The sequence below is a fragment of the Alkalibaculum sporogenes genome (genome assembly GCF_009362815.1).
In the GTDB taxonomy this organism is placed as follows: Bacteria; Bacillota; Clostridia; order Eubacteriales; family Alkalibacteraceae; genus Alkalibaculum_A; species Alkalibaculum_A sporogenes.
This window is the reverse complement of sequence record NZ_WHNX01000008.1, coordinates 133,143-141,425: the sequence shown is the minus strand read 5'-3', so window position 1 is coordinate 141,425 and position 8,283 is coordinate 133,143. Positions and strand designations below refer to the sequence as shown.

Below are 8,283 nucleotides of genomic sequence, written 5' to 3'. Positions count from 1 at the left end.
TAGCAAACGATAGCTTCGCTAAATTCAAAAGAAGGAGACGATTAACGTTAAGAATTTTTGACTGTTTGAGCGTAGCGAGTTTCAAAAATTTAGTTTATCCCGCAATAACAGGCACTAAGACTCCCGTCGTAGGTTGCGGACTTCTAGCTCCTTTCAGTCGCTACAAGACTCGCCAACCCTGACCGGGGCGATACCATTCAATTTCTCTTTCCTTGCAGTCTAGATAAATTGGGTATTGCTCCCACTTCATGATTTCAAGATAAAAAAAGATAATTGGGAGATTAAGTGCCTGTAAAAGCCGCGACAGTCGCCAAATGAAAGCAAGCTTTCATATACGTACCATAATAACTACACAGTTAAATTAGCAAGCTATTTAACTGATCCGTCATTAAGGTACTAGCGAAAACATATTTTCGCTTGGCTTATTGTTTCGCGAGAACTAATATTCAGTAGGGATGAAGAAAACCCCTACTGAATAAAGTTTCACTTTATCTTCGAGTTCTTTCATACAGTATTCGACAGCGTGTTTGCGTTTGTTTTAAACATACTCTTGCTCTCATCATGTATATGAGACAAAATTCTATTCCATCTTTTCTATGTTTTTTCATGCGATTGCCCTGCGTATTAAAAAAGCCTACTTAAATTAAAAGTAGACTTTTGAATACAAATTTATTATTATTTATTTCTTACTATCACAAGAATTCTTTGCTTGCTCAGTACAGCCACCAGAACAGCCAGGGCATGAATTGTTTCTCATAGCTTTTATCGATTTGTATATGCCAATTCCAACAATGCCGAAAAATATGACTCCCACAATAATAGTTGGTAACATGATATCACTCCTTATTGAGCTACCTTCCGCATTTGCGCTTTTTTGCGGTTTGCTCTTTTAATTAATACAGTGATTAAAACTATGTATAAAATAGATACGAATATTGCTGGAACAAAGCCTATTGATAATTCACCATATACTACAATAGTACCAATTTGAGTGATGATCATTGCCATTATGTATCCAACACTTAGTTGAAATAAGATTGCTTTACCTAACCACTTTCGATTACTCATCTCTGCATTCATTGCACCGATAGCTGCAAAGCATGGAGGAGTAAATAAGTTAAAAACTAAAAAGGCGTAAGCTGTTACAGGTGTAAATAATTGTGTTAATACACCACCTGGCATATGTAATGCTTCTTCTGATGAGGCTATTAATATAATTGCAAATGTTGCAACTACATTTTCTTTTGCGATAAATCCAGTTATAGTGGCAGCAGCTAATTGCCATCCCACAAACCCTAATGGTATTAAAAGTGGTGCTATAAATCCACCAATAGAAGCTAAAATGCTGAGGCCTGAGTCTTCTACAACTTGAAAACTCCAACTATATGTTTGCATAATCCACACCAAGGTATTCATAACTAGAATAATTGTCGATGCTTTTATAATAAACGCTTTTGCCTGTTTTATCATCTGCGTAAGTGCGTGTTTTAAACTTGGAATTTTATATTCAGGCAATTCTATAATAAATGAAGATGTATTTTCCCAAACAAATATTTTCTTAAGAATAAGTCCACCTATAGCAATCATAATAAATGCCAAAATATACATACTTGGAGCTACCCAAGTAGAAGCTGGAAAGAATACTGCTGCAAATAGAGCAATTATAGGAAGCTTTGCTCCACATGGTACAAATGGAGTAAGTATTGTAGTCATACGTTTTTCATTTTCATCTTCAATAGTTCTAGTTGCCATAACACCAGGTATTGAACAACCAGATCCCACTATCATAGGAATTATAGATTTGCCAGAAAGACCAATCTTTTTAAAATATCTATCCATTACAACTGCAACCCTTGCCATATAGCCACTATCTTCAAGTAATCCTAAGCAAAAGAATAATACCATGATGAGAGGTAAGAAACCAATAACAGCACCTACACCACCAATAGCGCCGTCAACTATAAGTGCTTGAAGTAATGGATGAACACCAACAGCTTCTAAAAATCCATTTGCAGCATCTGGCACAATTTCACCAAATATAACTTCATTAAAATACTCTGATAAAAAACCACCTAAACCTTGAATAGAAAATGCATACACTGCCCACATTATAATAGCAAATATCGGTAATCCCCAAAACGCGTTTGCCACAATTCTATCTGCTTTGTCACTGGTAGTTACCTTACTTGTATCACGCTTCTTTATAAAATGCTTGTCGACAACATCTTTAACAAACTGTTGTCTCGCTTTGTTCTCATTTTCGGTTCCTTTATTATTAAATTCAGGAGCTTTCTGACTGTTATTAGATTCGGCAAGATTAGCAGCTACTTTTATTAATTCTTTTAACCCTTCTCCGTCGTTAGCAATTGTTTCAACAATCTTGCATTTAAGTGTTTTTGCTAATCCCTCAATATCTGTCTTGTTACCGTGACGCCGAACAATATCTTGTTTGTTTAAAGCTATAACTACTGGAATTCCCAGTTCTAATAGTTGAGTTGTAAAAAATAAGCTTCTTTCTAAACTATTAGCATCTACAATATTAATGATAACATCGGGGCTCTCTCCTAGTACAAAGTCTCGCGTGATTGCCTCTTCTCCTGTAAAAGGTGCAATAGAATACGCACCAGGCAAATCTACTACTCTCCCTTTAGAAAAGATCTTTTCAAACTTACGGTTTAAATTAGCTTCTTTTTTTTCTACTGTTACACCTGGCCAGTTGCCAACGTATTCTGTCTTACCTGTTATCGCATTGAATAATGTTGTTTTTCCCGAGTTAGGGTTTCCTGCTAATGCTATCTTCATTATTAAACCTCCTAATTTACCATATGTTTCTCCGTGATATTGATACTCATTATCAATCATTCATCTTTTAAAAAGCGGCTAAGCCGCTTTTATTTAAATTACTTCTATTGCTTTTGCCATTTTTTTGTCTATTGCATATCTACTGTCCTTGATATTTATAATATAATTGCCTGCTAATATAGATATAAGTGTAATATCTTCACCTTCACTACAACCAAGTGAAAAAAGGAAATTGCGTATTTTATCATTACCCGATACAGTTTTTATTTGTGATGTATAACCTGCTTTCGCTTTAAAAAGTTGCATACCATATTCCCCCTTTGTATAGAAATCATTTAATGTGTAATTCTCATCTAATATAAAATATTTATCAACCGCCGTACTTGATACTGATTATCATTTTCATAATAATTATACATTATATGAGTTTTCTTTGTCAAGATTATTTATCTATTAAATTACTTTTTTCTGAAGATTTAATTAGAAAAACAATTTATTAATATTACTAATTTCAAACGCATCACAAGCATTGTACGATTTTTTCATATTACTTATATCACTCAAAAACTATAATTAGACAGAACTACCCTCAAGATATTTATTAATTCTTGAGGGTAGTATTGATTAACACTTAACAATCTATGTTCGTTCACAAAAATTAAAAGTCCACCCATCAAGTTTCAACTTATTTAGGTGGACTTTTATTAAAAGAATCATATTCTTTGATACTACTCTCTAAATTCTATCCAAGTTGCCGTATAAGTTAGATTTTCTATGCTAGAACCGACAACTACATCTTGATCCTCTATTACCCAATTTCCATATATACCCAACTCTTTTAAAGCTAATTCAAAGTGACACATAGCTATTCCCATATCGATTCTTTGTATATTGAAACCTAATCTGTCTGAATAACCTTTATTAGATTTTAAGTAGAAGTGATATTTATTTCCTCTCTTCAATATTCTCCAAGGTTGTTTGTTAGAAGCAGAAGGCGCCAATCGCACTGCTTCAAGAGCATTAGCATAATTAACTTCACATTTTTCGTCTAAATAATTACTCCAATTTTCATTAAAAAATAATTCCTCCCATGGCTTTCTGTTGTTGGAGCCAGCAGAAAAGCGCATCAATGAATCTACTATACTTCTCTTCTGACGAGCATAACCTATAGGCGTTACTATTAGGAACTTCTCATTTTCATGGAGTGTAACTAATTTAGCAAAGTCACTCCTTTTGAAAGTTCCACCTAACCAACAAGTTCCAAGATCTAAAGACGTCCCATATAGTATGAACTTTTCTAATATGTAGCCTAATTGTTCAAGGTCATTGTCACCACTTTCTACTATGCCTGCTATATAATCTTGTGCTCCTTTAATGACTCCATAAGTGCCAATCCTGCCACTAGCTTTCTCCAAAATATCAAAGCTGTCAATTGATTCTAATCTTACTCTAGCATCAAATGGTCCCTTTATATCATCAGCATACTCACTTAACTTTTGTTTTATTTCACCAGATAATTTTTCTGTATTATAGGTTCTTACTGAGTGTCTACTTTTTATAATATCCATGATAGGCTTATTAAATAGTTGTTCTCGATTTTTCATTATCATTTCCTTTCAATAATCTAAAGTTTTTGTAATAACTTAAGTATACTATATGAGATCAGATAATTCCTACCAATTTTAGAATTTAAGAGCCACCTACGTGTCTATTGCAGGTGGCTTTTATCAATATATATAATTAAATTATTCTCTTCTTTTATATCTCTTTTATATCTCTTTTATATCTCTTTTATATCTCTTTTACATCTGTTGGTAGAGAGTACTGTGAAGCAATTAGTTCCTTATAGTATTTCCCTTCCTTTAATAAATCTTCATGAGTTCCTGTCTCCACTACTTTTCCGTTTTTCATTACTACAAGTCTATCCGCAGACAGTATCGTCGACAGCCTATGGGCAATAATCAATGTAGTTCTACCTCTTCTTAATCTTTCTAATGCTTGTTGAATCGCTTGTTCGTTCTCAGAATCTAAATTAGAAACAGCCTCATCCATAATCAGTATGGGCGTATCCTTTAACAATGCTCTGGCAATAGAAATTCTTTGTTTCTGACCTCCAGAAAGTTGTACCCCTCGCTCTCCTGTTTTTGTATCGTATCCTTTAGGAAAACCACTAATAAATTCATGTGCAAAAGCCAATTTAGCTGCATTTTCTACTTCTTCATCGGTGGCCTCAGGCTTACCTAATCTAATGTTTTCTCCAATAGTAGTATGAAATAAATACACATCTTGCAATACAGCACAAGTCATAGATCTTAACTCCTCTTGTGTCATATCTCGGATATCATGAGATCCAATTTTAATAGCACCTGTTTTTACATCCCAAAATCTAAGTAATAGATTTATGCATGTACTTTTACCTGCACCTGAGTGACCTACTAAAGCAACAGTTTCTCCTTCATATACTTGGAATGATACAGCATCTACAGCATTATTATTGTCCTCTTTATAGCTAAAACTTACATTGTCAAACAATATATCAGACTTAAATTTACCTTTAATAGTAGATGTTTCTTTATATTCTACCAAAGATTTACTTTCTAATACTTCGAAAACTCGATTTGACGACGCTAGAATAATTCCAAAATTACGAGCCATTGAGGATATTTCCATAATTGGCCCAAAAGAATACCCACCTAGGATAACGGCTACTGTAAACCACTCAAATGCTAATACTCCTTCATATACCAGAAACGCAGACATTGTCAAAATACTAATCATAGCTAAACCTACCGCTATATGTAGTAGTGACCCTTCAAGTCCTAAACGTTTTCCATAGGTAATTTGACTGTTACTGAGTTTATCAATTGAATTGTACATTTTTTTCATAAACCCTTTTTTATAATTTAAAGCAAGAATTTCACGTAATCCTTGTATTCCTTCAACAGCCTCTGCATTGGCATCACTAAGCTTATCTCTTACGTCTCGTCCTTGTTCATCTGCTTTCTTTTGAAGTAATAGAGGTATTGATAAAATAATAATTATTAAGAACAGAATAATTATTGCTAAGTATATATTTAGCGCAGCTAAAAAGCACAAAACAATAGTAGTTACAATACTTGCCACTATCATATTTCCAAATGTATGGGCAAAAAACCACTCTAGTACCTCTACATCACTCATCAACGTAGATGCCAATTGTCCTGATCTCATATTCAAAAGTATCCCGGGAGAAACTCTCTCCACTGCATTGTATAATGCGATCCGAAAATCTGCTAGTATTCGATATGCTACTTCATGGGCAAACCACATCTCTCCATAATACATTAAAGTCCTAAGTACAACTAATACACCTAATATCATCAAGATTGCTGCACCATTACCACTTAAATTATCTCTTGCAATTAGACCGACTATATATGCACATACTACTGATGTAGATATAGCAAAAACATGATGTAAAACACCACTAGTTACGGCCAGGCCCAATCCTTTTCTATATGATTTCAGATACTTTAAGAGTTTTATAAATCCTATACTCCTTGTTCTCCCTTTTTTATTCGTTATTGTACTATCCATTTTGCACCTCTTTCACACGGTATTGTGCCATTATTAGCCGTGAATAGATTCCTTCTTCAGAAATAAGGTCTTCATGTTTTCCTTGCTCTGCTAATACGCCATCTTCTAAAACAAAAATCTGATCTGCTTTTTGAACAGTTGATAAACGATGGGCAATAATTAAGGTTGTCCTATTTTTCACTAATTTTTCTAATGCCGCTTGTATTGCACCTTCACTTTCAGCGTCTACGCTTGATGTAGCTTCATCTAAAATTAGAAAAGGTGCATCTTTTAGAATAGCTCTTGCAATGGATATTCGTTGACGTTCTCCTCCAGATAAAGATATCCCTCTCTCACCAACTAAAGTATCATACCCTCGGGGAAATTCAGAAATAAACTTATGTGCATTGGCTAGTTGTGCAGCCTCAATTATTTCATCTATGCTTGCATTTGGTTTTGCTAAACGAATATTGTCTAATATTGTACCGTAAAAAAGGTATGTATCTTGAAATACGACTGCAATTTGACTTCTCAAGTAGTCTAATGAATAGTTTTTTGCGTTTTCTCCATTAAATAGTATTTGTCCTTCCTGTGGATCAAAAAAACGTAAGAGCAAACTAACTATAGTAGACTTGCCTGCTCCTGATTTTCCAACAATAGCTGCTGTTTTACCTGGATCAATACATAAATTCAAATCTTTAATAGCTTTAGTTTCTCTCTCATCATAGGAGAATGATACATTTTGAAAAGATATTTGCGGTAATTTAATATCACTTCCATGATTAACTGGTGAATCTGATTCCTCCACTTCAGCAGGAGTATCTATTATAGAGAATACTTCTCTTGCAGCAGAAAAACCTAAAAAGCTACTATGCCAGTAAGCGTTTAAATCGTGAATAGGTCTAAAACATTCATAGGCTAGAAATAAGATTACAAATAAACTTGATAAAGCCAGTTGTCCTCTAGAAACTTGTATAACACTTACCCCAACGGAAAAAGCATACCCTGCTGCCATGCATAAAATAATTACAGATGAATTTAGTAGTGATAATGTGGTTTCTCTTACAGCTTTACGATAAAAATTTTCCGCATCTAAAGCAAGTTCTTTTCCTTTTCTTTTACTTCCATTAAGTACTTTTAGAGTATTCATTCCCTGCATTGCATCAATAAACTGTGAGTTTAGAACAGCGTAAGCTTGCCAATAACCTTGTATAAATTTTTTCACAAGGGGCATACTTGCCTGAGGACCAAAAACTGCAAGAACAATAGCTATAATCATAACAAATGCTACTGAAGTATTTAGTTGCCATACATATGTCCCTATGCCTATAGCAGAAAATAACACTATAAATAACTGAGGAATATAATTTGTCAAAAAAGCTTCTAATGTTTCAACACCATCTGTAATCAAAGATTGTAGATTCCCACTTCTTTTTTTGGTTTGATATCCTGGTCCTAAGAAAAGTAGTTTCTCTAAAACTTTACCTCTTATTACTTTTTTGATATCACATGCCGCTTTTTTAGAGTATTTTTCATTTGCATACATTAATAGACATCTAGCGATAATACAAAGGAAAGATATGAGTATCATTTTAATAAAATCTCCCATATATCCTCCGTCAAGCACTATAGAAATTCCACGTGCCATTGCAAATGCTTGAATAACATAAGCTGCAGTAATACTAAGCCCAATTATTACTTTAGTAGCAATAACTCCTTTGATTTCGCCTGTGAGACGAAATAGCCTAGAATAAAAATCCATTTCTTACACATCCCTCTTTTAAATTAAAGTCAAATTACTATATTTTCCACAACCCTTTTACTATAGAGAGTACTTATTATATGTTGTTATAAGAAAATGCCTTCGACGAGTTTCAAGTAAGATAGGAAAATTCTAACTTTAGCTAGCTAGTATAACGCTCCTAT

6 protein-coding genes are annotated in these 8,283 nt (G+C 33.8%); all 6 read right to left on the bottom strand.

Features of this window, described 5'->3' with window-relative positions; translation table 11 throughout:
• Positions 1-679 precede the first annotated feature (679 nt).
• Positions 680-832, bottom strand: a complete 153-nt coding sequence (locus GC105_RS07165) for a FeoB-associated Cys-rich membrane protein (RefSeq protein WP_152803146.1) — start codon at positions 830-832, stop codon at positions 680-682.
• Between the two features lie 11 nt (positions 833-843).
• Complete coding sequence (feoB, locus tag GC105_RS07160; protein ID WP_152803144.1) at positions 844-2,802, bottom strand: ferrous iron transport protein B; 1,959 nt, start codon at positions 2,800-2,802, stop codon at positions 844-846.
• 93 nt (positions 2,803-2,895) lie between these two features.
• Positions 2,896-3,108: a FeoA family protein gene (locus GC105_RS07155; RefSeq protein ID WP_152803142.1), complete on the bottom strand. Its 213-nt coding sequence runs from the start codon at positions 3,106-3,108 to the stop codon at positions 2,896-2,898.
• Positions 3,109-3,530: 422 nt separating this feature from the next.
• On the bottom strand, positions 3,531-4,406 hold the full coding sequence (locus tag GC105_RS07150; protein WP_152803141.1) for a nitroreductase family protein: 876 nt from the start codon (positions 4,404-4,406) through the stop codon (positions 3,531-3,533).
• A gap of 187 nt (positions 4,407-4,593) precedes the next feature.
• A complete protein-coding gene (locus tag GC105_RS07145; RefSeq protein ID WP_152803138.1) occupies positions 4,594-6,378 on the bottom strand; it encodes an ABC transporter ATP-binding protein in 1,785 nt (594 codons plus the stop codon).
• Positions 6,371-8,119: an ABC transporter ATP-binding protein gene (locus GC105_RS07140; protein ID WP_152803136.1), complete on the bottom strand. Its 1,749-nt coding sequence runs from the start codon at positions 8,117-8,119 to the stop codon at positions 6,371-6,373. The genes GC105_RS07145 and GC105_RS07140 overlap by 8 nt, the downstream gene beginning before the upstream one ends.
• Positions 8,120-8,283 lie beyond the last annotated feature (164 nt).